The 26,432-nt window shown below is 71.2% G+C and carries 22 protein-coding genes; 8 read left to right on the plus strand and 14 right to left on the minus strand.

Annotation, left to right across the window (positions count from 1 at the left end; all coding sequences use genetic code 11):
- Window positions 1–7: 7 nt before the first annotated feature.
- The gene (locus ACFY6S_RS03115; protein WP_388821995.1) at window positions 8–1,126 is read left to right on the plus strand and encodes a LacI family DNA-binding transcriptional regulator; all 1,119 of its coding nucleotides are present in this window, start codon (window positions 8–10) and stop codon (window positions 1,124–1,126) included.
- Window positions 1,127–1,169: 43 nt separating this feature from the next.
- Here ACFY6S_RS03115 and ACFY6S_RS03120 read toward each other — a convergent pair whose 3' ends face one another.
- The gene (locus ACFY6S_RS03120; protein ID WP_388821998.1) at window positions 1,170–2,567 is read right to left on the minus strand and encodes an ROK family protein; all 1,398 of its coding nucleotides are present in this window, start codon (window positions 2,565–2,567) and stop codon (window positions 1,170–1,172) included.
- Window positions 2,568–2,721: 154 nt separating this feature from the next.
- Here ACFY6S_RS03120 and ACFY6S_RS03125 point away from each other — a divergent pair, with 154 nt between their 5' ends.
- The 4 genes from ACFY6S_RS03125 to ACFY6S_RS03140 are packed head-to-tail and all read left to right on the plus strand — an operon-like array spanning window position 2,722 to window position 7,321.
- A complete protein-coding gene (locus ACFY6S_RS03125; protein ID WP_388822001.1) occupies window positions 2,722–4,029 on the plus strand; it encodes an ABC transporter substrate-binding protein in 1,308 nt (435 codons plus the stop codon).
- Between the two features lie 10 nt (window positions 4,030–4,039).
- Window positions 4,040–5,044, plus strand: coding sequence for a carbohydrate ABC transporter permease (locus ACFY6S_RS03130; protein ID WP_388822004.1), 1,005 nt, complete (start codon window positions 4,040–4,042; stop codon window positions 5,042–5,044).
- Window positions 5,037–5,915, plus strand: a complete 879-nt coding sequence (locus tag ACFY6S_RS03135; RefSeq protein WP_388822007.1) for a carbohydrate ABC transporter permease — start codon at window positions 5,037–5,039, stop codon at window positions 5,913–5,915. The genes ACFY6S_RS03130 and ACFY6S_RS03135 overlap by 8 nt, the downstream gene beginning before the upstream one ends.
- 50 nt (window positions 5,916–5,965) lie before the next feature.
- Window positions 5,966–7,321 carry a GH1 family beta-glucosidase gene (locus ACFY6S_RS03140; protein WP_388822010.1) on the plus strand — a complete coding sequence of 452 codons (1,356 nt, stop codon included), beginning with the start codon at window positions 5,966–5,968 and terminating at the stop codon, window positions 7,319–7,321.
- 133 nt (window positions 7,322–7,454) lie between these two features.
- Here the strand turns inward: ACFY6S_RS03140 and ACFY6S_RS03145 are convergent, their stop codons facing one another.
- The 8 genes from ACFY6S_RS03145 to ACFY6S_RS03180 form a co-directional block, all read right to left on the minus strand.
- On the minus strand, window positions 7,455–8,399 hold the full coding sequence (locus ACFY6S_RS03145; protein WP_388822013.1) for a carbohydrate kinase: 945 nt from the start codon (window positions 8,397–8,399) through the stop codon (window positions 7,455–7,457).
- Window positions 8,396–9,385 carry a zinc-dependent alcohol dehydrogenase family protein gene (locus ACFY6S_RS03150; protein WP_388822016.1) on the minus strand — a complete coding sequence of 330 codons (990 nt, stop codon included), beginning with the start codon at window positions 9,383–9,385 and terminating at the stop codon, window positions 8,396–8,398. Before ACFY6S_RS03150 ends, ACFY6S_RS03145 begins: the two co-directional genes overlap by 4 nt.
- On the minus strand, window positions 9,386–10,285 hold the full coding sequence (locus ACFY6S_RS03155; protein ID WP_388822019.1) for a carbohydrate ABC transporter permease: 900 nt from the start codon (window positions 10,283–10,285) through the stop codon (window positions 9,386–9,388).
- The gene (locus ACFY6S_RS03160) at window positions 10,282–11,265 is read right to left on the minus strand and encodes a carbohydrate ABC transporter permease (RefSeq protein ID WP_388822022.1); all 984 of its coding nucleotides are present in this window, start codon (window positions 11,263–11,265) and stop codon (window positions 10,282–10,284) included. Before ACFY6S_RS03160 ends, ACFY6S_RS03155 begins: the two co-directional genes overlap by 4 nt.
- Window positions 11,262–12,620, minus strand: a complete 1,359-nt coding sequence (locus ACFY6S_RS03165; protein WP_388822025.1) for an ABC transporter substrate-binding protein — start codon at window positions 12,618–12,620, stop codon at window positions 11,262–11,264. The genes ACFY6S_RS03160 and ACFY6S_RS03165 overlap by 4 nt, the downstream gene beginning before the upstream one ends.
- 122 nt (window positions 12,621–12,742) lie before the next feature.
- On the minus strand, window positions 12,743–13,504 hold the full coding sequence (locus tag ACFY6S_RS03170) for a DeoR/GlpR family DNA-binding transcription regulator (protein ID WP_388822028.1): 762 nt from the start codon (window positions 13,502–13,504) through the stop codon (window positions 12,743–12,745).
- A 336-nt stretch (window positions 13,505–13,840) separates the two neighbouring features.
- Window positions 13,841–15,586: a discoidin domain-containing protein gene (locus tag ACFY6S_RS03175; RefSeq protein WP_388822031.1), complete on the minus strand. Its 1,746-nt coding sequence runs from the start codon at window positions 15,584–15,586 to the stop codon at window positions 13,841–13,843.
- 92 nt (window positions 15,587–15,678) lie between these two features.
- The gene (locus tag ACFY6S_RS03180; RefSeq protein WP_388822034.1) at window positions 15,679–16,776 is read right to left on the minus strand and encodes a DUF1996 domain-containing protein; all 1,098 of its coding nucleotides are present in this window, start codon (window positions 16,774–16,776) and stop codon (window positions 15,679–15,681) included.
- A gap of 357 nt (window positions 16,777–17,133) precedes the next feature.
- Between ACFY6S_RS03180 and gndA the strand changes: the two genes are divergently transcribed.
- Complete coding sequence (gene gndA, locus ACFY6S_RS03185) at window positions 17,134–18,573, plus strand: NADP-dependent phosphogluconate dehydrogenase (protein ID WP_388822037.1); 1,440 nt, start codon at window positions 17,134–17,136, stop codon at window positions 18,571–18,573.
- Window positions 18,574–18,946: 373 nt separating this feature from the next.
- On the opposite strand, the gene ACFY6S_RS03190 is transcribed toward gndA, so the two are convergent.
- From ACFY6S_RS03190 to ACFY6S_RS03205, 4 genes are all read right to left on the minus strand, one after another.
- Complete coding sequence (locus tag ACFY6S_RS03190) at window positions 18,947–19,591, minus strand: aspartate/glutamate racemase family protein (RefSeq protein WP_388822040.1); 645 nt, start codon at window positions 19,589–19,591, stop codon at window positions 18,947–18,949.
- 127 nt (window positions 19,592–19,718) lie between these two features.
- Window positions 19,719–20,264, minus strand: coding sequence for a DoxX family protein (locus tag ACFY6S_RS03195; protein WP_388822043.1), 546 nt, complete (start codon window positions 20,262–20,264; stop codon window positions 19,719–19,721).
- A gap of 157 nt (window positions 20,265–20,421) precedes the next feature.
- Window positions 20,422–21,654: an SGNH/GDSL hydrolase family protein gene (locus ACFY6S_RS03200; protein ID WP_388822046.1), complete on the minus strand. Its 1,233-nt coding sequence runs from the start codon at window positions 21,652–21,654 to the stop codon at window positions 20,422–20,424.
- Window positions 21,655–21,874: 220 nt separating this feature from the next.
- Window positions 21,875–22,075 carry an antitoxin gene (locus ACFY6S_RS03205; RefSeq protein ID WP_388822049.1) on the minus strand — a complete coding sequence of 67 codons (201 nt, stop codon included), beginning with the start codon at window positions 22,073–22,075 and terminating at the stop codon, window positions 21,875–21,877.
- A gap of 455 nt (window positions 22,076–22,530) precedes the next feature.
- On the opposite strand from ACFY6S_RS03205, the gene ACFY6S_RS03210 reads away from it, so the two are divergent.
- Together ACFY6S_RS03210 and ACFY6S_RS03215 are read left to right on the plus strand one after the other, a co-directional pair.
- A complete protein-coding gene (locus ACFY6S_RS03210) occupies window positions 22,531–23,049 on the plus strand; it encodes a lytic polysaccharide monooxygenase auxiliary activity family 9 protein (RefSeq protein ID WP_388822052.1) in 519 nt (172 codons plus the stop codon).
- 118 nt (window positions 23,050–23,167) lie between these two features.
- Entirely contained in the window at window positions 23,168–23,899 is a 732-nt protein-coding gene (locus ACFY6S_RS03215; RefSeq protein WP_388822055.1) for a chitinase, read from the plus strand.
- A 156-nt stretch (window positions 23,900–24,055) separates the two neighbouring features.
- Here the strand turns inward: ACFY6S_RS03215 and yicI are convergent, their stop codons facing one another.
- Entirely contained in the window at window positions 24,056–26,371 is a 2,316-nt protein-coding gene (gene yicI / locus ACFY6S_RS03220) for an alpha-xylosidase (protein ID WP_388822059.1), read from the minus strand.
- Window positions 26,372–26,432 lie beyond the last annotated feature (61 nt).

The raw sequence follows: 26,432 nt of genomic DNA on the forward strand, positions 1-26,432 counted from the left end.
AGGGAGCATGACGGAAGATCTGCGGTCGGCGGGCGCACCCACCCTGGAGGATGTGGCGCGGGCCGCCGGTGTCTCCCGGGCCACGGTCTCGCGGGTCGTCAACGGGGTCCGCAATGTCGACCCGGTGATCCAGGAGTCCGTCCGGCGAGCGGTGGCCGCCACCGGGTACGCGCCCAACCGCGCGGCCCGTTCGCTGGTCACCCGCAGGACGGACGCCATCGCGCTGGTGGTCTCGGGCGCGGGGGACGACCCCGGCCCGCAGGACGCGACGGGCCCGGCTTCCGGCGGAGGCGCCGCCACGGACGGCGCCGGGGGCGAGGACGGCAGCGGCTCCTTCACCGCACGGGTCTTCGCCGACCCCTTCTTCGGCCGGGTGGTGACCGGGGTCGTCAGCCATCTGCGGCCGCGCGGGCTGTACCCGGTCCTGATGTTCGCCGAGACCTCGCGCGCCCGCGCCGAGGTCCTGGCGTATCTGCGCCAGGGCAGCGCCGACGGCGCGCTGGTGGTCTCGACGCACGCCGAGGATCCGCTGCCCGCACTGATCACCGAGGCCGGGCTGCCCGCCGTGCTGTACGCGCGCCCGGCCCGGCCCACCCGGATCAGCTATGTGGACCTCGCCCACCGCGACGGGGCTCGCCTGGCCGCCGAACATCTGCTCGCGCGCGGCTGCCGGCGGGTGGCCACGATCACCGGGCCGTTGGACGTGCCCGCGGGACAGGAGCGGCTGGCGGGCTTCCGCGACACGATGGCGCGCGCCGGACAGCCGTGCGTCGCGGTCGCCGAGGGGCTGTTCACCCAGGACAGCGGCGAGGCCGCGATGGCGCGGCTGCTGGCCGAACACCCGGATCTGGACGCGGTGTTCGCGGCCAACGACCTGATGGCGGTGGGAGCCTGCCATGTGCTGCGCGAGCACGGGAGGCGGGTGCCGGGGGATGTCGCCGTGATCGGGTTCGACGACAGCAGCGCGGCCCTGTCCTGCCGCCCGCCGCTCACCACGGTGCGCCAGCCGGTGGAGGAGATGGCGGCGCAGATGGCCCGGCTGCTGCTGGAGCGGCTCGCCGGGTCCGACCGGGCGGTCACCTCGGTGGTCTTCGAACCGTCCCTGGTGGTACGCGACTCGGCCTGACCCGCCGCGCGCCGGCGCGCGCCCGCGCGCACCCGCGCCTCCCTCACGGACTCCGCGTCCACGGACCCGGCCCCCCGGATCCCCCTTCCACGGGCTCCGTTCCCCGCGCGGGCCCTCCCGCCGTCGCGGGCGCGCGCTGCCAGCGCCGGGGCGCGCTCACCCCGCCGGGCTCCGGTTCACCCGCGGGTCCGGCCGGCCGCGGTCTGCTGCCGCCGCGCGCGAGGAACCCGGCGAGCGGCAGCGTGGCCGCCCCCACCGTGACCGCGTCGGGTCCGAGACGGCCCAGTTCGATCGTGGTACGGGCCAGGGCGGGCGGCAGGGCGTACGCCCGCGTGTGGCGGCGGATCTCCGGCAGCAGCCGGGGGCCGATCAGCAGCCCGGCCCAGCCGCCGAGCAGGACGCGCTCCGGCAGGAAGAGATTGATCAGGTCGCCCAGGGCCGCGCCCAGGCACTCGGCGGTGTCCTCCAGCAGGGAGACCGCGACCGGGTCGGGCTCGGGGCCCTCCGGTCCCGGGAAGGCCGCGGCGAGCAGGGCGGCGAGCGCCGTCTCGTCGTCCGCGTCGTCCGGGAGGGGCCCGCCCGCCTCGTACCAGCGTTCGCGCATCGCCTCCGCGCCCGCGTACGCCTCCAGACAGCCGATGGAGCCGCAGCGGCAGCGCCGGCCGCCCATCCGTACGGTGGTGTGGCCCCATTCGAGGGCGCTGCCCCGGCCGTTCCCCTCCATGAGGGCGCCGCCGTGCACCACGCTCGCGCCGATCCCCGAACCGATGAGCGCGATGGCGGCGGTGCCGGCGCCCCGGCCGCCGCCGAACCACATCTCGGCCTGGCCCAGGGTCTTGGCACCGTTGTCGATGAACAGCGGTATGTCGAGCGGCACTTCGAGGGCCGCGCGGAGCAGCTTCTCGAAGGGCACGGCGTCCCAGCCGATGGTCGGCCCGTGGACCACGTCGCCGTCCGGGCCGCCGCGTTCGATGATCCCGGGGACCCCGATCCCGATACCGAGCAGGTGTTCCGGGTCGGCCTGCGCGTCCCGCAGCACATCGGCGACGCCGGTGCGCACATGCTCCACGACCCGGTCGACGTCGTAGCCGTGCTGGGCCAGCAGCCGGTCGGTGCGGGCGAGTTCGGTGAGGGTGAGGTCGAACAGCTCGACCCGCACCCGGGTCTCCCCGATGTCGATGCCGATCAGCAGCCCGCCGCCCGGGGCGACCCGCAGCAGGGTGCGGGGGCGGCCGCCGTCCGAGTCGACCACCCCGGCCTCCTCCAGCAGCCCCTCGGCGACGAGTTCGGCGACGACGTTGCTGATGGACCCGGAACTCAGCCCGGTGGCCGGTCCCAGCTCCTGGCGGCTCAGCGGACCGTCGAAATACAACCGTTGCACAACCCGTGCCCGGTTGCCCCGGCGCAGGTCACGCACCGTCCGTCTGTTGCGCTCCGCCATGGTGCTCCTTCCCTCCACGCAACATACCCCGGTCACAAGCCTTGACGCGACCTTCCCTCACCTCTTAAATCACGGCATAAATTAAGTCATGGAGGCCGTACGTCCGGGCTGTTCCTCCGGTGCACACGGCCATCCCCAAAGAGGGGCCCCGCACATGCGCAGAGTCAGAGCCGCGGCAGCAGTCACCGTCCTCGGCGCCCTCGCCGCCGTCACCGGATGCGGCGGCGGTTCGTCGTCCGGCGGCGGCGACGAGGCGCCCGGAACCCTCACCTACTGGGCGTCCAACCAGGGCCCCAGCATCGAGGCCGACAAGAAGATACTCACCCCCGAACTCAAGAAGTTCGAGAAGGAGACGGGTATCGAGGTCAAACTCGAAGTCGTCCCGTGGGCGGATCTGCTCAACCGGATCCTGGCCGCCACCACCTCGGGCCAGGGCCCCGACGTGCTGAACATCGGCAACACCTGGTCGTCCTCGCTCCAGGCCACCGGCGCGCTGCTGCCGTGGGACGAGAAGAACTTCGACGCGATCGGCGGCCGGGACAGGTTCGTCGACTCGGCGGTCGCCTCCGCCGGCGCGGCCGACCAGGCCCCCGCGGCCGTCCCCCTGTACTCGCTGGCCTACGCGCTCTACTACAACAAGAAGATGTTCGCGGACGCGGGCATCAGCGCGCCGCCGGCCACCTGGGACGAGCTGGTCGCCGACGGCAAAAAGCTGTCCCGGGACGGCAAATGGGCGCTCGGCGCCGAGGGCGCCAACCTCTCCAACAACATCCACCAGGTGTTCGTCCTCGCCAAGCAGCACGGCGTCGACTTCTTCGACGCGTCCGGCAAACCGGCGTTCACCTCGGACGGCGCGGTCGCCGCCGTGAAGCAGTACGTCGACTTCATGGCCAAGGACAAGATCGTCGCGCCGGGCAACGCGGAGTACGCCCAGAACCAGTCCCTCCAGGACTTCTCCAAGGGCAGGACCGCGATGGTGCTGTGGCAGGCGGCCGCCTCCACCTTCGCCTCGCAGGGCATGAAGCCCGAGGACTGGGGCGTCGCCCCCGTGCCGGTGCGGGACGGTGCGCCCGGCGCGGACAAGAAGACCAACTCCATGGTCGCCGGGATCAACATGGCGGTCTTCAAGAACACCAAGAACCTCGACGGCGCCAAGAAGTTCGTCAAGTTCATGACGAGCGACGCGGAGCAGACCCTGCTCAACAAGACCTACGGTTCGATTCCGCCGGTGAAGGCGGCGCAGGAGGACGAGGCGTTCGCGGCGCCCGAGCTGAAGGTCCTGCGCGACACGCTCCTGAACAGCGCAGCGCCGCTGCCGCAGGTGCCGTCCGAGTCACAGTTCGAGACGGCGGTCGGCACGGCCGTCAAGGAGTTGTGGGCCGACGCCGCCGCCGGCCGGCCGGTGACGACCGCATCGGTCCGGGAGCGCCTGGACAAGGCCCAGCAGCAGATGCAGCAGTGAGGCCACTGTCATGACCGCCACCCTCACCTCCAGCCGTACGGACCGGGCGGACGCCGCGCGGGGCCCGGGCGGCGGCCCGCGCCGGAGGCTGCCGCGCCTCCCCGACCGGGTCCGCCGCGGCGGCCTGCCCTATCTGCTGCTCCTGCCGGCCGTGCTGCTGGAACTGCTGGTCCATCTGATCCCGATGGTCATCGGGATCGTGATGAGCTTCCGTCAGCTCACCCAGTTCTACATCCGCGACTGGGGGGCCGCGCCATGGACGGGCCTGGACAACTACCGCGTCGCCGTGGACTTCGACGCCCCGATCGGCCGGGCGCTGCTCCACTCCTTCTTCGTCACCTGCGTCTTCACCCTGTGCGCGGTCGCCCTGTGCTGGCTGTTCGGCGTCACCGCGGCCATCCTGCTCCAGGAGAACTTCCGGGGCCGGGGGGTGCTGCGGGCCGTCTTCCTCGTCCCGTACGCGCTGCCGGTGTACGCGGCCGTCATCACCTGGGCCTTCATGTTCCAGCGGGACAACGGGCTGGTCAATCACGTCCTGCACGACCAACTCGGCCTGACCGACCAGCCGTCCTTCTGGCTGATCGGCGACAACAGCGTCTACGCGCTGATCGTCGTCGCCGTCTGGAAGTCCTGGCCGTTCGCCTTCCTCATCGTGATGGCGGGCCTCCAGAACATCCCGCGCGAACTGTACGAGGCCGCGGCGATCGACGGCGCCGGGATCTGGCAGCAGATCCGCCGGATCACCCTCCCGTCGCTGCGGCCGGTCAACCAGGTGCTGGTGCTCGTCCTGTTCCTGTGGACGTTCAACGACTTCAACACGCCGTACGTGCTGTTCGGCAAATCGGCACCGGAGTCGGCCGATCTGATCTCGATCCACATCTACCAGTCGTCGTTCGTCACCTGGAACTTCGGCTCGGGCTCCGCGATGTCCGTGCTCCTGCTGCTTTTCCTGCTGCTGGTCACGGCCGTCTATCTGCTGCTCACCACCCGTGGAAGGAAGGGCTCCGATGTCTAGTGGACCGCGACGGGGCGGGCCCCGCTCCCCGCTCGCACCGCCGCCGTCCTTCCGGTGGACCCGGCGGGTCGTCCTGACCCTCCTGACGGTGTTCGCGCTGCTGCCGGTGTATGTGATGATCAGCAGCTCGCTCAAGCCGCTCCAGGACGTCTCGGGCGCGTTCCGGTGGATCCCCACCGATCTCACGATCCGTCCGTACTTCGACATCTGGGACACCGTCCCGCTGGCCCGCTACTTCGTGAACTCGCTGATCGTGGCGGGATCGGCGACGGTGCTCTCGGTGGTGATCGCGGTGTTCTCCGCGTACGCGGTCAGCCGCTACCGGTTCCGGGGCAAGCGGGTCTTCACCATCACGGTGCTCTCGACGCAGATGTTCCCCGGCATCCTTTTCCTGCTCCCGCTCTTCCTGATCTTCGTGAACATCGGGAACACCACGGGCATCGCCCTGTACGGATCGCGCGGCGGCCTGATCCTCACCTATCTGACGTTCTCGCTGCCCTTCTCCATCTGGATGCTGATCGGCTACTTCGACTCCATCCCGAGGGACCTGGACGAGGCCGCCATGGTGGACGGCTGCGGCGCGTTCGGCGCGCTGTTCCGGGTGGTGGTACCGGCCGCGACCCCCGGCATCGTCGCGGTCTGCGTGTACGCGTTCATGACGGCCTGGGGCGAAGTGCTCTTCGCCTCCGTCATGACCAACGACACCACCCGCACCCTCGCCGTCGGACTCCAGGGGTACGCCACCCAGAACGACGTCTACTGGAACCAGGTCATGGCCGCCTCGCTCGTCGTCAGCGTGCCGGTGGTCGCCGGGTTCCTGCTCCTCCAGCGCTATCTCGTCGCCGGTCTGACCGCCGGCGCGGTCAAGTGACCCCACGGCGCCCGGCCGACCCCCGGGTGCCCCCTGCGGAAAGGCAGTACGTGAACGACCTCAACGCCCTCCCGGCCGACTTCACCTGGGGCGTCGCCACCGCCGCGTACCAGATCGAGGGAGCGGTGGCCGAGGACGGCCGCACCCCCTCCATCTGGGACACGTTCTCCCACACGCCCGGCGCGGTCGACAACGGCGACACCGGCGACGTGGCCTGCGACCACTATCACCGGGTCCCCGAGGACATCGCGCTGATGCGCCGGCTCGGCGTCGGCGCCTACCGCTTCTCGGTCGCCTGGCCGAGGATCGTGCCGGGCGGCGACGGGCCGGTGAACAAGGCGGGGCTCGACTTCTACGACAGGCTGGTGGACGGGCTCCTGGAGGCGGGGATCACCCCGTTCGCCACCCTCTACCACTGGGACCTGCCGCAGGTCCTCCAGGACCGGGGCGGCTGGCCGGCCCGGGAGACCGCCGAGCACTTCGCCGCGTACGCCTCCGTCGTCGCCGGGCGGCTGGGCGACCGGGTGAAGGACTGGGCGACGCTCAACGAGCCGCTCTGCTCGTCGTGGATCGGGCATCTCGAAGGCCGGATGGCTCCGGGGCTGACCGATCTGACGGCCGCCGTGCGCGCCTCGTACCACCTGCACCTGGGGCACGGCCTGGCCGTCCAGGCGATCCGGGCGGTCTGCGCCGACGCCCGGATCGGCATCGTCAACAACCTCAGCCCGATCGAGCCCGCCAGTGACAGCGAGGAGGACCGCGCGGCCGCCGTGCGGGCCGACGGCCACACCAACCGCTGGTGGCTGGACCCGATCCACGGCCGCGGCTACCCGGCGGACATGCGCGAGCTGTACGGGGTGGAGCTGCCCGAGCGCCCCGGCGACCTGGAGACCATCGCGGCGCCGCTGGACTGGCTGGGGCTGAACTACTACTTCCGCCAGATCGTCCGGGACGACCCGGCCGGGCCCGTACCGTACGCCAGGCAGGTCGAGGTGGCCGACGCCCGCACCACGCACATGGGGTGGGAGGTGCACGCGGACGGCCTGGAGCAGCTGCTCGGCCGGCTCACCACGGAGTACGGGGCGCGGCGCCTCTACGTCACGGAGAACGGCTCGGCCTTCCCCGACGCGGTGCGGGCGGACGGCACGGTCGACGACCCGGAGCGGACCCGCTACCTGGAGGAGCATCTGGCCGCGTGCGCGCGGGCCGTGGCGGGCGGCGCCCCGCTGGCCGGGTACTTCGCCTGGTCGCTGATGGACAACTTCGAGTGGGCGTACGGCTACGACAAGCGGTTCGGCCTGGTCCACGTGGACTACGCGACGCAGCGCCGGACGGTCAAGAGCAGCGGCCACCGGTACGCGGAGATCGTCCGGGCCGCCTCGGAGCGCGGCCGTCGCGCGGCGTGACACCGCCCGGCACCGGCCCGTGAACGGCCGAGGCCACCGTCCCGTCGATGCGGGGCGGTGGCCTCGGCCACTGCGGGGAGGTGGTTTCGGTGCGTGCTCCGCGACCCGGTGCGGGCCCGCAGCGCGCGTCGGATCAGTGTTCCCCGGGCGACGGCGGTGTCGGTTCCGTACCGGCCTTGGCGCAGACGGAGGCGGCGACGCGCGACGCGAAGCCGAGCATCTCCGCGATCTGTTCGCGCTCCAGCAGCGCCGGTCCGCCCGCGCGGTCGACGGGCGCGGTGCTGAGCCAGTGGAGCACCGCCGCCATGAAGGCGTCCCCGGCGCCGATGGTGTTGACCACCTCGACGGGGACCGCGGAGACGGACACCGGCTCGGCGGTGCCGGCGTACGCCGTGCTGCCCTCGGCGCCCCGGGTGACCAGCACGAGCCGGCCGTCCGCCGCCAGCCGTCGGCCGCTCTCGTCGGGATCGGCCCGCGGCCACAGCCGGGCCAGGTCCTCGTCGCTGGCCTTGACGACCTGCGCCAGCTCGCACAGCTCACGCAGTCTGCGCAGGGACAGCTCGGGGTCGATCGTCCGGTCCTCGCGGACATTCGGGTCCACCACCAGCAGCGAGTGGCGCGCTCCGGCGCGCGCGGTGGCCGCGACCGCGTCGGCGGACGGGTCCACGGCGGCGGCGACCCCGCCCGCGTACACCACGGCGAACCGCTCCACCTCGGCGGAGTGGTCCGGCAGCCGGAAGGTCGCCGTCTGCGCGAGGTGGAAGTGGTAGCTGGTGCCGTCCGGGCCCGGGTCGGCGACCGCGAGCGTCGTGGGCAGCTCCGAGCGGGCGCACAGACCGAGTTCGGCGCCCGCGGAGACCAGCCGCTGTTCGATCATCCGCGCGAAGCCGTCGCCGCCGAGCGCGCCCGCGAACCAGCTGGGCGTGCCGAGCCTGGCGAGCCCGGCCGCGACATTGGCGGGCGCCCCGCCGGGTTCGGCCCGGAAGCCGGCCGGGTCGTCCGGCGAGGGGACGAGGTCGATGAGCGCCTCCCCCATCACCAGGACGGCACCCGGTCCTGCCTCCCGCGCCGGCGTCACGGCTCGACCACGATCTTGCGGCCCTGGCCCGCCTTGAACTTGTCGATGGCCTGCGGGTACTGCTCCAGCGGCAGCCGGTCGCTGATGAAGACCTTCGGGTCGAGCACCCCGGTGGCGAACAGCGCGGCGGCGCGCTCGTAGCTGTGCAGCACCGCCATGGAGCCGGTGATGGTGATCTCCTGGTTGTAGATGCGGTACGGCTCGATGACGGCGGTCGTCGCGTAGTCGGCGACCCCGAACTGGAGGAAGGTACCGCCCTTGGACACCCGGCCCAGACCGTCCTGGATGGCGCGCGCGTTACCGGTCGCGTCGACCACCAGGTCCCAGCCGCCGGGCCGGTCGAACTCGTCGGCCGAGGCGGCCGAGCGTGAGCAGCCGAGCTTGCCCGCGGTGGTCAGCCGCTCCGGGTTGACGTCGAGCATGTCGACGGAGGCGGCGCCGGTGCGCTTGGCCAGTTCGAGCATCATGAGCCCCATGGTGCCGGAACCGTAGATCAGCACCTCGGCGCCGAGCGTCGACTTGAGCACGTCGTATCCGCGCACCGCGCAGGACAGCGGCTCGATCAGCGCCGCGTCCTTGACGTCGACGTGGTCGGGGAGCTTCACGCAGTTGGCGACGGGCGCGACGGCGTACTCGGCCGCGCCGCCCGGCTTGCTGACGCCGATCGCGTTCCAGCGGTCGCACAAGTTGCCGCGCCCGGTGCGGCAGTAGCGGCATTCGTGGCAGTAGAGCGACGGGTCGACGGCGACCTTGTCACCCACCGCCAGCTCGGTCACATCGGCACCGATCTCCACGATCTCGCCGGCGAACTCGTGACCGGGGATGATCGGCAGCGTGGGCGCGAACTCGCCCTGGAGGATGTGCAGATCGGTACCGCACAGTCCGCACGCGGCGACGGACACCACAACGTCCCGAGGGCCTGGGGTCGGGTCGGGAACCGTCGTGACGGAGACCTTGCCGACGGCTTCGACGATCGCTGCCCTCATTTACTTCACAGCTCCAAGAGAAAGGCCCTGGACAAGCTTGTCCTGGGCGGCGAACCCCGCGGCGAGCACCGGCAGGGAGACAACGACGGACGCCGCGCACAGCTGGGCCAGGAAGAGACCCTGGCTGGTCACGAAGCTCGTCAGGAACACCGGCGCGGTCTGCGCCGTCACACCGGTCAGCACCCGGGCGAAGAGCAGCTCGTTCCAGCTGAAGATGAAACAGATCAGCGACGTCGCCGCGATGCCGGGCGCGGCCACCGGCGCGACCACCCTGGCCAGGACGGTCGGCAGCCGGGCGCCGTCCACCTGGGCGGCCTCGATGATCGAGACCGGCACGTCCGCGAGGAACGACTGCATCATCCAGACGGCGATCGGCAGGTTCATCGACGTGTAGAGGATGACGAGCAGCCAGATGTTGTCCAGCATGCCGACGTTCTTCGCGAAGAGGTACACGGGCAGCAGACCCGCGACGACCGGCAGCATCTTCGTGGAGAGGAAGAAGAACATGACGTCCGTCCACTTCTCCACCCGCTTGATGGAGAGGGCGTACGCCGCCGGGAGCGCCAGCACCAGCACGAACAGGGTGGAGAACAGCGACGCCGTCAGCGAGTTGATCAGCGGCGGCCAGGGGCTGGCGCCGCCGCCGTCGCCGAAGAACACCCGGTAGCTGTCGAGGGTGAGCGGCGCGGTGAGGGACGGCGGGTTGGTCGCCGCGTCCGCCTCCGAGTGGAAGGAGGTCAGCAGCATCCACAGCGCGGGGAGGCAGAAGACGATGCCGACGATCCAGGCCAGCACACCCAGTCCGGTGGAGAGCCGCCTGGCCCGCCTGGCGGCGGGAGCGTACTTGTCGACGCGCTGACGCGCGGCCGGGGTGGCGTTCGGTACGGAGAGGGTGCTCATGCGCGGTTCGCCTCCTCACTGAAGAGGGACGAGACCACACGCAGGGCGAAGGTCGCGATCACGATCGTGCCGATCACGACGACGACTCCGGCGGCGGAGGCCAGTCCGTACTCGTGAGCCTGGTAGAAGGTCTGGTAGATGGTGTACGGCAGGTTCGCGGTGCCGAGGCCGCCGGAGGTCAGGGTGAACACCGCGTCGAAGTTCTGCACGATGTAGATCGACCCGAGCATGATGCCCAGCTCCAGGTAGCGGCGCAGATGCGGCAGCGTCAGATAACGGAAGGTCTGCCAGGCCGTCGCGCCGTCCAGCTTCGCCGCCTCGATGATCTCGGCGGGCCTGCTCTGGAGTCCGGCGAGCAGGATGAGCATCATGAACGGCGTCCACTGCCAGACGAGCGCGGTCTCGACCGCCAGCAGCGGCATGTCCGAGATCCAGTCGGGCTGGGCGGGGTTCTCGACCCCGAACAGACCGGTGAACCAGGCCCAGCCGCCGTTGAGCAGGCCGTACTCCGGGTTGTAGAGCACGTGCTTCCACATCAGCGCCGCCGAGACGGGCACCAGCAGGAAGGGCGTGATCAGCAGGGTGCGGACGAAGCCGCGACCGATGAACTTGCGGTCGAGCAGGAGCGCCAGCAGCAGCCCGAGGACGACGCTGGCGATCACCACGGTCGCGGTGAGCAGGACGGTCGTGAACACCGATTCGCGCAGGTCGGCGTCTGTGAACACGGAGCCGTAGTTGGAGACGCCGGCGAAGGAACGGTCGTCCGGGGAGAGCGAGTTCCAGTCGAACAGCGAGATGACCAGGGTCGCCACGAAGGGCAACTGGGTGACCGCGATCAGGAAGACGAGCGCGGGCAGCAGGGGGGCGCGGGTGGCCCAGGCGCGGGCGCGCCCGGCACCGCCCCGGCCGGCGCGCCGGGGCGCTTCGACGCGGGGCGCGCCGGCCGGGGACTGTGGGGGTGTGCTGACGGAGGTACTCACCGCTGCTTCTTGCCTACCTTCTCAGCCAGTGCCTGCGAGTTCTTCAGGGCTTCCTCGACCGACTTCTTGCCGGCGATGGCCGCGCTGATCTCCTGCGAGACCTTGGTGCCCAGGTCCGTGAACTCCGGGATGTCGACGAACTGGATGCCGACCGTCGGACGCGGCTGGGTGCCGGGGTCGGTCGGGTTGGCGTTGGCGATGGCGTCCTTGGTGACCTCGGCGAACGCTCCGGCTTCCTTCAGGTAGTCGGGGTTGGCGTAGGTCGAGGCGCGCTTGCCGGCCGGGACGTTGGACCAGCCGACCTTCTCGCCGACGAGCTTCTCGTACTCCTTGCCGGACGCCCAGGAGATGAATTTCCAGGCGCTGTCGGTCTTCTTGGACGCCTTCTGCATGCCCCAGGCCCAGGTGTAGAGCCAGCCGGAGCTGTCCGTCTTGTCGACGGGGGCCGGCACGTAGCCGATCTTGCCCTTGACCGGGGAGCCCTTGGCCTCCAGCGAGCCGGCGCCGGCGGTGGCGTCATACCACATGGCCGAGTGGCCCTGGGTCATGTTGTTGAGGCACTCGGCGTAGCCGGCCTGCGGGGCGCCCGCCTCACCGTGCTCGCGGACCAGGTCGACGTAGAACTTGGTGGCCTTGGTGAACTCCGGGGAGGTCAGCTGCGCCTCCCAGTCCTTGGTGAACCAGGTGCCGCCCATGGTGTTGACGACCGTGGTCAGCGGGGCGATGACCTCGCCCCAGCCCGGCAGACCGCGCAGGCAGATGCCCCGCATGCCCTTCTGGGCGCCGTCGACCTTGGCGGCGAGGGCCGCGACCTCCTTCCAGGTGGGCTTGGCCGGCATGGTGAGGTTCTTCGCCTCGAAGACGTCCTTGCGGTACATCAGGAAGGACGACTCGCCGTAGAAGGGCTGGCCGTAGAGCTTGCCGTCCTCGGCGGTCAGCGACTCCTGGAGCGGCTTGAGGATGTCGCCCTGGTCGTAGCCCTTGTCCTTCGCGGTGTACTCGTCGAGCGAGTGCAGCCAGCCGTTCTTGGCGAAGAACGGAACCTCGAAGTTGCTGATGGTGGCGATGTCGTACTGACCGGCCTGGTTGGCGAAGTCCTGGGTGATCTTGTCGCGGACGTCGTTCTCCGGGAGGACCGAGAACTTGACGTTGATCCCGGTCTCCTTGGTGAAGTGGTCAGCGGTGAGCTTCTGCAACTCGACCATCTGCGGGTTGTTCACCATGAGCACGTTGATCGTCTCGTCTCCTCCGGAGGAGGAGGCGCCACCGGCGCCGCTGCACCCCGCGAGCAGGCCCACGAGGGCCACGCTCGCACCCACTACGCGGATTCCACGTCGTCGTTGCTGGAGGGGCATGAGATTTCTCCTGATCGTTCGTTGCGGGAAGGGGTCCGGGGCGCCGCTGTTCCGCCTCCTGCCGGGGACGGCGTGGAGGAGGGCGGCTACGGAGGTATGAGGGGCGGCCGGGGCCGGCGGTGTCAGACGCGGATGACCTGGGGCCCGAGCAGCGAGTAGCGCTGGGCCTCGGCCGAGGGCAGTCCGGCGTCCGTGACGATCGACTCGAAGTCGCTCACGTCGGCGAAGCGGCAGAAGCTCACCGCGCCGAACTTGGTGTGGATTCCGGCGAAGACCCGGCGGCGGGCGCTGCGCATGGCCTGCGACTTGACCTCGCTGACGGCCGGGTCGGGGGTGGTGAGGCCGTACTCGCGGGAGATGCCGTTGGCTCCCACGTACGCCAGGTCGATGACGAATTCGGAGAGCATCCGGGTGGTCCAGTGGTCGACCGTGGCCATGGTCGATCCGCGTACCCGGCCACCGAGCAGCAGTACGGCGATCTTCTCGGCGTCGGCGAGCGCGGTCGCCACGGCCAGGGAGGCGGTGACCACGGTCAGCGGCCGGTCGCGGGGCAGGGCCTCGGCCACGAGCTGGGGGGTGAAGCCCTCGTCGACGAAGACCGTCTCCGCGTCGCCGAGGAGATCGGCGGCGGCCGCCGCGATCCGGGACTTCTGCGGTACGAGCCGGGTCGTCCGTACCGCCAGGGTCGTCTCGAACCCGGCGCTCTCCACCGGATAGGCGCCGCCGTGGGTGCGCCGGACAAGTCCGTGTCCCTCAAGGGCGTGCAGATCACGCCGGACGGTCTCCTTGGCGACCTGAAGTTTTCCGGCCAGCGCCGTTACCTCCACTGACCCGTCTCGTCGGGCGATCTCAAGAATTTCTCGTCGGCGTTCGTCGGTGTCCACGACAACACACTTCCCTGCTTTGCTGCGGCTCAGCACCCGTTCGGGCTCATGCGTCGTTTGTACAAGCAACGGACCCGCTGCGACCAGGCTCTACGCAGTATCGACTGTGACCGTTCATGCCCGTTTGACGAAGAGTAACCGCACTGGTCACCGGGGAGAAGAGGGTCGGTGTTGCGCGGATCACTGCCCGTTCCGCCCGTCGGGCGTGCCCGTTCGGTGCCCGGTTCGGTCTGCCCGTGCCCAGAAAACGCTGCCCGTATGCGGGCACGGACGGACGGAAAAGGTCCGCGCCCGGCCGGGGGCGATTCCCGGACAGGCGCGGACCGTGGACAGGTGTCAGTTGTAGACACCGAGTTGGTAGAGCGAGTACCCCCACCCGGTTCCGCGCGCGGTCGCGTGGATCCGTACATAGCGGGCGTTTCCGTTGACCTGGTGATCATCGACTCCGCCGTTGCCGTCGGTGACGGTCTTCAGCGTGGCCCAGTCCCGGCCGTTGTCGGAGGTCTGGAGCGTGTATCCCTTGGCGTACGCGGTCTCCCAGACGAGCCGTACCTGGTGGAACGCGGCCTTGGCCCCCAGGTCGACCTGGATCCACTGCGGATCGCTCCAGTCGCTCGCCCACCGGGTGTCGGGCGAGCCGTCCACGGCGTTGCCGGGACCGCACGGGCAGCCGGTGCCGCCGGTCTGCCAGCTGGAGGCGGTGGCGGCCTTGCGGAGGGCCAGATCGGTGCCGGTGACGGGTGGCGGCACCACCTTGAACGACCTGGTCTCGATGCCGGTGTTGCCCTTTCCGTCGGTGGCCTTCAGGTACACCTTCCAGACACCGAGCCGTTCGGGCGCGGTGAACCTGAAGGTGCCGCCACCCGCGGAGGTGACGGGCACATTGGTCAACTGCCCTGATCCGTCCACGTACTTGCCGCCGAGCAGCAGTTGGTGGGAGAGCGGGTCGCCGTCCGGGTCGGTGACCGAGGCGCGTACGGTGACCTCCCGGCCGGCCGGCACCGAACCGGCCGCGTCGACCGTCATGGCGGAGATCACCGGGGGTGTGTTGTCCCGGGAGGTGTCGCGCCCGTACGCCCGCTTCACCGCGTAGTAGGAGAGCCGTTTCTCGCCCGCGGGCAGCAGGTTGAACCAGACGCCGCCGAAGTCGTACTCGGTCCCGTAGTGGAAGAGGGTGGCGCCCAGGGCCACTCCCCGGTGTCCGGTGACGCACTCCCACGCCTTGGTGTAGCCGGCCGCCTTCGCGAGGTCGGTGGGCTCGTCGGGCACCCCGTTGGCGTCGTCCGGCACCTCCCACTCGCCGGCGGGGCCGCCCTCGGTGACGATGTAGGGCTTGGTGTAGCCGCCGTCCTCCCAGGTCCTGCGGATGTTGCACACGTCGCCGTAGGAGTTCACGGCGTACAGGTCGAGATCGGGCGCGTTGCGTTTGTAGTAGGGCCAGGCGCCGGTCCAGGCGTCGGTGGAGGTGACCGGGTGGTTCGGGTCGACGGCGTGGATCCTCTTCGCGATCTCGTTGACGAAGGTGGTGTACGCGTCGCGCTGGCGCTCCAGTTCGGTCCCGCCGTAGCAGTTCTGGAGGCCGAGGACGGACTCGTTGCCGACGTTCCACATCAGGACGCCCGGGTGGTCCTTGTAGGTGTTCACCCAGGCGGGGAACTCCGCGAGCATGTTGTTCTTGTACGTGGTGTCGGTGAGGTAGTCGACGCACCCGCCGCTGCCGGGGCCGCCGCCGGGCTGGAGCCAGAAGCCGGCGATGACCTTGACCCCGTTGGCGGCCGCCGCGTCGAACAGCGGCTTGCTGGAGGCGTCGGTCCCCCAGGTGCGTACGGTGTTGGCGCCCGTCGAGGCGACGTCCGGCATATAGCGGGCCGCTTCGGCCGCGGCGGGTCCCCAGGTCAGGCCCTTGACCTGGTACGGAGCGCCGTCGACGGTCAGCTGCCAGGAGCCCTGCGCTCCGGTGACCTTGACGACGCTGCCCGCCGCGTGCGCGGCGGGGGCCGGGAGGGCGACCGCGCAGGACGCGAACAGGGCGGCGAGGGCGAGCGGCGCCGCGCGCCTCTTGGTACTGGCTGGTCGGTGCATGGTGTGCGGTCTCCTCGGGGCTGGGAGAGCGCTCTCCCGCCGGGGTGCGGCGTACCCCCGGCGGGAGAGCGCGGTGGGGGGAAAGGGGTGGGTCAGGGCAGTTGGTAGTCGGCGTCGAGCGCGGCGCCGGCCTCCGGGTGCGTCTGGTCGTAGCCCCGGGCGTCGCACTGGAGCCCCTCGACGACGCAGTGCCGCACCAGCGCCTTCAGGGTGGCGTCGTCCCAGGCGTTGAAGAAGTCGTAGTGGAACGAGTGGCCGGTACCGCTGGCCAGTCGGACCTGCGACATGTCCCCGTTGACGGGCCAGGCCATCTTGAACTCGATCATCGGCAGCGCCACCGGGTGCGAGGCGGGGCACACGTCCTGGTTGGCGCCCTGCGCGGTCGGATAGGCCATGTGGCTCTGGTGGTCCGGGGTGTCCAGATACTTTCCGTCCCAGCAACTGGGCGCCTGGAAGCGGAGGTTGAGCTGGACGTCGCGGGCCGTCGGGCAAGTCGCCGGGAACTCGGTGTTGTTGTACTGCTCACCGCACTCCCAGCCCTCCACCCACCCCGGGTGGCCGCGGAACTGGGCGGCCGACTGCGTCGGGCTGCCGACGACGAAGCGCAGCCCCTTGGGGAACGGGCGCACGGTGCGGTAGTCGGTGACCCCCGACTTGTAGTAGATGGTCTGCGGGCCCACCGGCCGGACCTCGGTGTTCCCGTTGAACAGGGTCGGCATCCAGTAGGCGGACTTGTCGCCGGGTGCCTTGCACGCCGTGGAGCCCGCTCCCAGCGAGGCCGTGGTGCTGCGGGCGTCGGTCGTGCTGTTGCCCATGAAGGTGTGGTCGTGCGAGGCGCCGGGCTGTCCGGGGAAGACGATCGGGTCGTCGGGCCGGGTGTGGGTGACCGAGCAGTTCGCCTGGAACTCGTGGAAGTAGCGGTGCGGCGGGATCTCGGTGGACGGTTTCACTCCGGTGACCGGCGGATTCGCCGGAATGTATCCGTCGCCGTCGGGATCGTCACCGGACGGCAGGAGCGCGGGCTTCGCCATCGTGTGCCCGATGTGGGCCGCCGCCCCCGCCGCCGGAGCGGCGGCGGTTTCGGCCCGGGCGGCGCGCGGTATCGCGGTGAGCCCGAGGGCCACCAGAGCCAGGGCGGTGGCGACGAGCAACGTGGACAGCAGAGCGGTACTGCGGAATCTCTCGGCCATGCGGACCTCCGTGCCGCTTCAGCCGCGCGCCCCGGGGGCGCGCGGTGGGGGGACGAGTGGATCTGGACCGTGCGGGGGCCGTGCCGAACCGTGCGACCGGTGCGGGAATCCGCGCCGGAATCACCGGAGTTGCGGTGGGAGAGCGCTCTCCGAGGCGGTGTCAGTGTTACGCCGTCGCTGAGAACATGTCAATACTCTGTGAACGGTCCCGCCCCGGCTCCCGACCGGTCCCCGGAATGCGGAAGCCCCCGGGGCGCTTGACGATGAGTGAACGGCCGTGTTCAGCAGTCCGTATCCCCCTGCGGAGCGCGGTACAGCGACCAGCACGACACCCGACGGACATCCAGGAGCACACGCATGAGTGGTACTGCCCAGATCGGCGTCACCGGGCTTGCGGTGATGGGCCGCAACCTCGCCAGGAACTTCGCCCGCAACGGCTTCACCGTCGCGCTGCACAACCGCACCGCGTCGAAGACCCGTGCTCTGGTGGACGAGTTCGGTGACGAGGGCACGTTCGTCCCGGCCGAGTCGGCCGAGGAGTTCGTGGCCGCGCTGGAGCGGCCCCGCCGCCTGGTGATCATGGTCAAGGCCGGCGACCCCACGGACGCCGTCATCGAGGAGTTCGCGCCGCTGCTCGAAGAGGGCGACGTCATCATCGACGGCGGCAACGCGCACTTCGCCGACACCCGCCGCCGCGAGAAGGACCTGCGCGAGCGCGGCATCCACTTCGTCGGCGTGGGCATCTCCGGCGGCGAGGAGGGCGCGCTGCACGGCCCGAGCATCATGCCGGGCGGTTCGACCGAGTCGTACGCGTCGCTCGGCCCGCTGCTGGAGAAGATCGCCGGCAAGGCCAAGGACGGCGCCCCCTGCTCCACGCACATCGGCCCGGACGGCGCGGGTCACTTCGTGAAGATGGTGCACAACGGCATCGAGTACGCCGACATGCAGCTGATCGCCGAGGCGTACCACCTGCTGCGCTCCGTCGCCGGCTACTCCCCCGCGAAGATCGCCGAGACCTTCAGGACGTGGAACACCGGCCGTCTCGACTCGTATCTGATCGAGATCACGGCCGAGGTGCTGGCCCATACGGATGAGGCCACCGGCAAGCCGTTCGTGGACATCGTGACCGACCAGGCCGAGCAGAAGGGCACCGGGCGCTGGACCGTACAGATCGCCCTGGACCTCGGCGTCCCGGTCTCCGGCATCGCGGAGGCGGTCTTCGCCCGTTCGCTGTCCGGCCACGCCGGACTGCGGGAGGCGTCCCGGTCCCTGCCGGGCCCGACGGCGACGCCGCTCTCCGAGGCGGACGCGGCGCGCTTCGCCGACCAGGTCGAGCAGGCGCTGTACGCCTCGAAGATCGTGTCGTACACCCAGGGCTTCCACCAGATCCAGGCGGGCAGCGAGGAGTACGACTGGGACATCGACCTGGGGTCGGTCGCCGCGATCTGGCGGGCGGGATGCATCATCCGCGCCGCGTTCCTGGACCGTATCCGCGAGGCGTACGACGCGCGGCCGGACCTGCCGAGCCTGCTCTCCGACAAGCAGTTCGCCGAGGAGATCGGCGCGGCGCAGGACGACTGGCGCGCGGTGGTCGCCCAGGCCGTCCACCAGGGCGTCCCGACACCGGGCTTCGCGGCGGCGCTCTCGTACTACGACGCGCTGCGCGCCGAGCGGCTGCCCGCCGCGCTGACGCAGGGCCAGCGCGACTTCTTCGGCGCGCACACCTACCGGCGCACCGACCGGGACGGCACGTTCCACACGCTGTGGGGCGGGGACCGCTCCGAGGTGGCGAGCTGACCGCTCCGCGCGCACGGCCGTCGGGCCGTCGGACCCGCCGCGAACGGCGGGTCCGACGGCCCGACGCGTGTGTCGCCCGCCGCCCCTCCTTACACGGGTCCGGGCTGCGGCTCGGGCTCGGGGGGCGGTACGGGGGCGGGGCCGGGACCGGGCGGCGACGGGACCGGATCGGGTCCCGGAATGGGCGCGGGGCCCGGCGGCGGCACCGGTACGGGCCCGGGGGTCGGTCCCGGCGGTCCCGGCGGCGGGGTGGGCGACGGCGGTACGGGGTCGGGGTAGGGACTGGTCATGCCTGTCCTCCAGAAGTGCGGGAGTCGTGCGTTCCCAACTGTCTCCCGGAGCGCGTGCCCCCGCGCGCCGGATCCACGCGTGATCAGCCCGTACGGCTGCGGGCGGCGGTCATGACGGCCACGGCGGTGGCCAGTCCCGTGCGCGGACCGGCCAGCACCGGAACGCCGTTCGTGACGCGTTCGGCCGCGTCGGCCATCGACACCTGGGCGAGCACGATCACGTCGGCCCCCGTGACGGCGTCGGCGGTGGCGGCCACCGCGTCGAGATAGCCGTCGCGGTCGCCCGCCTCGAACAGCTCCCAGGCGCCCTCGGCCAGCACCGTGCGCAGCGCGAGGTTCCGTCCCTGCGCCTCCTCGCGAATCAGCGCGGCCGTCGGCCCCACGGTGCTCTCCACCGCGGCGACGACCACGACCCGCCCGGCCGACGCCGCGATCCGGGCCATCGGCCGGTCGATCCGCAGCACGGGTACGCCGAGCGCCGGAGCGGCCCTCTCCGCGACGGCGCCGAGGGTCGAGCAGGTGCACAGCACGGCCGTCGCCCCCTCGGCGACCGCACCCGCCAGCACGGCCCCGACCTCGTGCGCCACGGCCTCGGGACCCGCCGCCCTGGCTCCGGCGAGCAGGTCCTCGCGCACCAGATGGCGCAGGGCGAGCCCGGCATGGTCCCGCTCCGCGAGGGCGTCGAAGACCGGGACATGGACCGGGGAGGTGTGCAGCAGCGCGAGCATGGAGCCAGGCTAATGACCTGGTCCGCCCCTGATCGCGCACCAGGTCGCAGGCGTCCGGCGGCGCGCGCCCGCCGGGCGGGCCGCACCCGCGACGGGCCGGGGAAGCGCCTTGTCGCCGCGCGGCCTCCTACGGAGCCGTGCCGCCGTCCGCCGCCTCGTCGGACGCGGCCGCCAGGTACCGGGCACGCTTGCGGATGACCAGGACCGCCGCCGCCGCGCTCGCCACGAAGGCGACCGGGACCATCCAGTGCCGGTCGAAGCAGTGGCCGGTCGCGTGGTCGAGCGAGTAACGCCCGGCGCCCGCCAGGCCGATGGACGCGGCGGTCCAGCCGAGGAAGCCCGGATACTCGAAGCCGCCCGACTGCGCGAAGAACCCGCTGGGCGCGTGCACCGCCGCCGCTCCCGCCATGCCGCCCGCGGCGGCGGCTCCCGCCGCCGGGGTGGCCAGGCCCAGGGCGAGCAGCAGACCGCCGCCGGCCTCGGCGACCCCGGAGGCGATGGCGCTCTCCCTGCCCGGGTGGAAGCCCATGGCCTCCATCCCCTGCGCGGTCCCCTCGATCCCCCCGCCGCCGAACCAGCCCAGCAGCTTCTGGGCGCCGTGCGCGGCGAGCACCCCTCCGGTGCCGAGCCGCAGGGCGAGCAGTCCGAGATCGCGTCGGGTGTGACAGGTCATGGCGGGCTCCGGTGGGTCGGGGCACGTCGTGGGTGCCTCGGGGCGGGTACGGGCGTACGTTCCCCACTCTCCGGGGTGCGGGGCGCGGGAGCGTCGCGTTGTTGCGCCGTACGGGTTCCGGCGGCCCGATCAGCTCACCGGGACCACCATCGGTGTTCTACCGGGAGCAGCTCAGACCGCGCGGGTCGACGTGGTCGCTCATGGCCTCCATGCCGGCGTCGTTCGGGTGCAGATGGTCTCCGCTGTCGTACGCGGGCAGCATCCTCGCCGGGTCCGCCGGGTCGCGTACCGCCGCGTCGAAGTCCACGACGGCGTCGAAGGCGCCGCTGCCGCGGATGAAGGCGTTGACCTCCCGGCGCACCGCCTCGCCGCTCTCCTTCCACTCGCCCCAGCCCTGGTACGGCAGGACGGTGGCACCGGCCACGCAGGCGCCGGCGGCGTGGGTCCTGGCGATGATCTGCCGGTATCCGTCGATGAGTTCGGCGGCCGTGGGGGCGGGGGTGGCCTTGATGTCGTTGACGCCTTCGAGGAGGATCACCGTGCGCAGGCCGCGCTGGGACAGCACGTCGCGGTCCAGTCGCTTGAGCGCGCTGACGCCCGCGCCGTCGCTGAGGACCTTGTTGCCGGAGATCCCTTCGTTGGCGACGCCCTTGAGGGAGGTCCCGCGGTCCGCGCGCAGACGTGCGGCGAGGAAGTCGGGCCAGCGGCGGTCGGTGTCCGGGGTGGAGACGGCGCCGTCGGTGATCGAGTCGCCGAGCGCCACCACGGCGCCGGTGCCGGCCGGTGCGGCGACGACGACCGCGTCGAGGTAGTGGCGGAAGGCCGTCCGCTCGGTGTAGGCGGCGCCGGACTCCTCGGCGGCGTGGTCGCCCGAGGGGGCGATGTAGGAGGTCTGGAGCCCCATCCGGTGGCCGGTGGCGCTGCCGGCGGCGTCCTGTACGTACAGGCTGATCGCGAGATCGGCCCCGGGGCGTACGGTGCCGGGCAGCGGATCGCTGGAGGCGGAGCCGCCGGGCGGGACGGTGACCGAGGCGGCGCCCCGGAAGGTCAGCGCGCGGTTGGAGCCGGGCCTCACGGCGGCGCCGGAGGCGCGCGGTCCCGCATAGGCGTGGCCGAAGGTGACCGGCTGCTCGCCGAAGGCGTTGGAGAGCCGGACGCGCAGGTCACGGCCGCCCGCACTGGTGTGGATGACGACGCGGTGGGTGCGGCCCGGGACGGCCGCGTCCAGCCGGTCGGCGCTCGCGGCCCAGGTGACGACCTCGGTGGCGGGGGCGGTCCTGGCCGAGGAGGCGGTCGGGGCCGCGAGGAGCGCGGTGAGCGCGAGGACGAGGACGACGGCCGCGTGGCGGGCGCGCCGGGCGGAGCGGCGGGGTAACTCGGTTCTGGTCATCGCGGGTCGGTCCCTCTCCGGTGACGGTCGTGGCCGTGCCGGGGGCGGCACGGACCGGTCACTCATGGCACGGCCGCGGGGCGCTCGCGGTTCGGCCGGGCCGGGACCGGGAGAGAGCGTACGGGAGGCGCCCGACGCGCCCGGAGGGACGGTACGCGTGACGCGCCGGCACCCGGCGTCCTCGTCCGCCGCCGGGTGCCGGCGCGTCACCCGTACCGCGTCAGCTGTTCGGGGGACGGTCGCCGGGGTGCGGTTCGTCCGTGTCGAACTGCTCGTCGAGCTTCTTCTGGGCGGTGTCGACCTGGCCCTGGTACTTGTTGTCCGTCTTGCGGTCGAAGGCGTCTCCGCCCTTCTCCACGCCTTGGCGGGCCGTGTCCTCATGGCCCTTGATCAGGCTTTTCAGCTTGTCGAGCATCGACATGTGCAAGCTCCTCGCTCGGGACGTACTCCCCCGTCCACCATGACCGCTGAACCGCGATCCCGCATCCGCGTGGGCGTCCGCGTCACGGCTCACGCGGGCGGTGGCCCGGCGTCGTCCTGCCGTGTCCGGCCGGGTCGGCAGGACGTCCGGGCCGCGGGGCCGGCACGCGTGCGCGTCGAGGAGGGTCATCGCCCGAGCGGGGTTCCGCGCTCGTCCATCGCCCCAACCGGCCTTTCACACAACCCTCTTGACGGGATCACGTCGGCCTGTATGGTCTAGGCCAAGTGGTCGAGACCTTTCCGGTCGCAATGCCGAACGCACGGTGCCGGGAAGGGAATCGGCCGCCGCCCTTCGCGCCTCTTGGCCCCACACCGGAGAGGCCGGCCCGCGGTATTCGGGTCCCCCACGATCCGTATATCAAGCGGGAAGTCCTGAAGTGAAGGAGTTCTCCCCCCATGAACAGCAAGAAGAAACTGGCCGTCGTGCTCGGCGCCGTCGTCGCCCCCGTACTCGCCGTGAGTCTTCCCGCGAGTTCCGCGAGCGCCCACGGATACATCTCCTCCCCGCCCAGCCGGCAGGCGCAATGCGCGGCGGGAACCGTCAGCTGCGGCGACATCACCTACGAGCCGCAGAGCGTGGAGGGCCCGAAGGGGCTCACCAGTTGCAGCGGCGGGAACTCCCGGTTCTCGGATCTCGACGACGACTCCAAGGGCTGGACGGTGACGCCGGTCAACAGCACCACGACGTTCCAGTGGCAGCTGACCGCACGTCATTCGACCAGTACCTGGGAGTACTACGCCGGCGGGCAGAAGATCGCCGAATTCAACGACAACGGCGCGCAGCCCGGCGCGACCGTGAGCCATGACGTGAACTTCGGCGGCCTGACGGGCCAGCAGAAGGTGCTGGCCGTCTGGAACGTCGCGGACACCACGAACGCCTTCTACGCCTGCATCGACGTGAACGTCGGCGGCTGAGCCGCACCGGGTCCCTCACCTCTCACCGGGCGCGCCCCGGCCCCCACGCGGGGGCGCGCCCGCCCCCACACGCAGGGGCCGCCGCAGGTCGGGCGGCCGGACCAAGGAAGTGAATCACGTGCGCAAGCGCATCATCGGGCTGCTCACCGCGACCGCGTCGGCAGCCGCGTTCTCCCTGTTCTCCCTCGCCCCCTCCTCCTCGGCGCAGTCCGCGCAGGCCGCGGCGGCGGACGATTTCGTCGTCAGCGAGGCCCAGTTCAACCAGATGTTCCCGAACCGGAACTCGTTCTACAGCTACAGCGGTCTGACGGCCGCGCTGAGCGCCTACCCGGATTTCTCCGGGGCGGGAAGTGACGATGTGCGGAAGCGGGAAGCCGCCGCGTTCCTGGCCAATGTCAGTCATGAGACGGGCGGGCTGGTGTATGTGGTCGAGCAGAACACCGCGAACTATCCGCACTACTGCGACACGAGCCAGTCGTACGGCTGCCCGGCCGGCCAGGACAAGTACTACGGTCGCGGGCCGATTCAGCTCAGCTGGAATTTCAATTACAAGAGCGCGGGCGACGCGCTCGGGATCGATCTGCTGAACAACCCGGATCTCGTGCAGACCGATTCGGCCGTCGCGTGGAAGACCGGGCTCTGGTACTGGAACACCCAGAGCGGTCCCGGCACCATGACGCCGCACAGCGCCATGGTGAACGGCGCCGGATTCGGTGAGACGATTCGCAGCATCAACGGCAGTATCGAATGCAACGGCGGAAATCCGGCTCAGGTGCAGAGCAGGATCGATCTCTACACGAATTTCTCGTCGGTCCTGGGGGTCGACCCGGGCGGCAATCTCAGTTGCTGACGCGCACACCGTAACGCCCGCGAGGGGCGATGTCACCGGCTCACCGGCCGGTGGCACCGCCCCTCCGGCGTGCGCGGTCCGTGCGGAGCGGACGCGGGACTCCATGGCGGCCCGGTGTGCGGGGGGGTGTCCCCGCACACCGGGCCGCTCACGGGGTCAGGCCCAGCGGGCGGCCAGCCGTCCGGTGCCCGCCGGGCAGGTGTGGAGCGCGCCGAGCGGATCGGCGACGCCGTCCCCGGTGGGAGCGGCCCCGACGAGCAGCACCCGCCACGGCAGGTCGCTGCCGGTCTCGACGACGACCTCCCTGCCCGTACGCCGTACGGTGAAGACGGCGGCGTCGCCGGAGCCGTCCGGCGCGGGGACGGAGGTCACCACTTCCGCGTCGCCGTCCCCGGGCGCGTACACCCGCAGGGTCACCCCGTCCGCCCAGTCGTACTCGGGGCTCTCCGCCACGGCTCCGAACGGGATCACCGCGTCCGGCCGGGCCAGCAGCGGCAGGGTGTCGAAGCCGTGGGTCTCGCGCCGCCAGCCGGGCCCCTGGATCCGCTCGCCGGTGAGCACCTGGGTCCAGGTGCCCTCGGGCACGTAGTAGTCGACCGTGCCGTCCTCGCTGAAGACCGGCGCCACCAGCAGATCGTCGCCCAGCATGTACTGCCGGTCGAGCGGGTGGCAGGCCGGGTCGTCGGGGAACGCGAGCACCATCGCGCGCATCACCGGGGTGCCGAAGTCCCGCGCCTGGAGCGCGGCCCGGTAGAGGTAGGGCATCAGCCGGTGCTTGAGCCGGGTGAAGGACCGGGTGACGGCGACGGCCTCGTCCCCGTAGTCCCACGGCACCCGGTAGGACTTGGAGCCGTGCAGCCTGCTGTGCGAGGAGAGCAGCCCGAACTGCACCCAGCGCTTGAAGACGGCGGGGGTCGGGGTGCCCTCGAACCCGCCGATGTCATGGCTCCAGAAGCCGAAACCGGAGAGCCCGAGGGAGAGTCCGCCGCGCAGCGACTCGGCCATCGCCTCGAAGGTGGACTCGCAGTCGCCGCCCCAGTGCACGGGCAGCCGCTGGCCGCCGGCGGTCGCTGAGCGCGCGAAGACGACGGCCTCGCCTTCGCCGCGCTCCTGGCGCAGCAGCTCGAAGACGGTCTCGTTGTACAGCTGTGTGTAGTAGTTGTGCATCCGCTCCGGGTCCGACCCGTCGTGCCAGGCGACATCCACCGGCACGCGCTCGCCGAAGTCGGTCTTGAAGCAGTCGACGCCCTGGTCGAGCAGGACGCGCAGCTTCTCCGCGTACCAGGCGCGGGCGCCGGGATGGGTGAAGTCGACCAGCGCCATGCCGGGCTGCCAGCGGTCCCACTGCCACACGTCGCCGTCGGGCTTCCTGAGCAGGTAGCCCGCGGCCATCCCCTCGGCGAACAGCGGGGACTTCTGGGCGATGTACGGGTTGATCCAGACGCAGACGCGCAGTCCGCGTTCCTTGAGGCGGGCGAGCATGCCCCGCGGGTCGGGGAAGACGTCCGGGTCCCAGACGAAGTCGCTCCACTGGTACTCGCGCATCCAGAAGCAGTCGAAGTGGAACACGCTCAGCGGGATCTCGGCGTCGGCCATGCCCTGGACGAAACGGTTGACCGTCGTCTCGTCGTAGGAGGTGGTGAAGGAGGTGGACAGCCACAGTCCGAACGACCACGCGGGCGGCAGCGCGGGGCGGCCGGTGAGCGCGGTGTAGCGGCTGAGGATCTCCCGGGGGCCGGGCCCGTGGACGACGAAGAACTCCAGGCTCTGGTCCTCGACGCTGAATTGGACCCGGCCGACGGTCTCGGAGCCCACTTCGTAGGAGACCAGGCCCGGGTGGTTGACGAAGACGCCGTATCCCCGGCTGGTGAGGTGGAAGGGGACGTTCTTGTACGCCTGCTCGCTGTTGGTGCCGCCGTCGGCCTGCCAGATGTCGACGGTCTGGCCGTTCTTGACGAACGGGGTGAAGCGCTCGCCCAGCCCGTACACGCTCTCCCCCACTCCGAGCGAGAGCTGCGCGACCATGAAGTGCCGGTCGTCGGCGTCGGTGGCGAAGCCGGCGCCGCGCCGGCCGAGCGAGGTGAGGGTCCGTCCGCCGGCGTTGAAGTCCAGCTGCCAGGGGGCGGCGGTGTCGGTCCGCAGCGAGAGTTCGCCCGAGACCAGTTCGATCACGGAGCCTTCCCTGACCACTTTGGCGTGGCCGTTGTCCGCGCCGGTGGTGAGCGCGAACTCCGGCTGCCTCGGGGCCCGTCCGCCGTGGTGGGTGACGCGGACACCGATGACCCCCTCGGCCGGTGACCAGCATTCCACCGTCAGCAGCGGGCTGTTGAGCGTGTCACCCCGGTGGGTGACCCGGGCGACCGGCGCGTAGAGGGTGACCCGGTCGTCGGTGACGACGGCGTCGGCCACGGAGACCGCGTGGCGCGCGGTGACGCCGGGGCGCATCTGCCAGTACCCGTCGGTGAACTTCATCAGTGCTCCTGCTTCTGCTCGTAGCGGTGTGGCCGGTCGGTGCGGCGGGGGGCCGGGTCCG

Source organism: Streptomyces sp. NPDC012835 (genome assembly GCF_042900885.1).
Lineage (GTDB): Bacteria > Actinomycetota > Actinomycetes > Streptomycetales > Streptomycetaceae > Streptomyces.